A 563-nucleotide genomic window follows, 5' to 3' on the forward strand; every position below is an offset into this window, starting at 1 on the left:
GGACTATTACGCGCCTGCGCATGAGCGTTGCATTGCTTGGAACGATCCTGCGTTGGATATTAAATGGCCTGTTTCCGGAGAGCCGGCACTCTCTGGCAAAGATCAACAAGGGCTACTGCTAAGCAATGCTGAGGTGTTTGCCTGATGCAATTGCACTCGATATCGCCAAAGGCGCTCGTCCAGAGCGTCTGGAGCAATCGTAGCCTGATTAAGGCAATGATCAAGCGGGAAGTCATTGGCCGTTATAAAGGTTCCTTTCTGGGGATTTTTTGGTCTTTTTTCAATCCGGTACTGATGCTCGCTGTTTATACGTTCGTATTCAGCGTGGTTTTCAAAGCGCGTTGGACTGGCGGCACTGATTCAAAGACAGAATTTGCATTGGTACTGTTCGGCGGGCTGATGGTGTTCAACCTGTTCGCAGAATGCGTCAATCGGGCGCCAGGCGTCATCCTGGCCAATGCAAACTATGTGAAAAAGGTAGTTTTTCCGCTGGAAATTCTACCTTGGGTAAACCTCGGATCTGCGATGTTTCATTTCCTGGTCAGTCTAAGCGTGTGGTTGAT

Annotated in this window: 2 protein-coding genes; both read left to right on the forward strand. The window is 49.4% G+C overall.

The genetic code is table 11. The features are described 5' to 3' along the window. A partial coding sequence (locus KMS84_RS43740) for a dTDP-4-dehydrorhamnose 3,5-epimerase family protein (RefSeq protein WP_498066966.1) occupies positions 1–145 on the forward strand: 145 nt, incomplete at its 5' end. A gap of 71 nt (positions 146–216) precedes the next feature. Then, a partial coding sequence (locus KMS84_RS43745) for an ABC transporter permease (RefSeq protein ID WP_256921269.1) occupies positions 217–563 on the forward strand: 347 nt, incomplete at its 3' end.

The organism is Streptomyces hilarionis, assembly GCF_024539675.1.
Taxonomy (GTDB): Bacteria; Actinomycetota; Actinomycetes; order Streptomycetales; family Streptomycetaceae; genus Streptomyces; species Streptomyces hilarionis.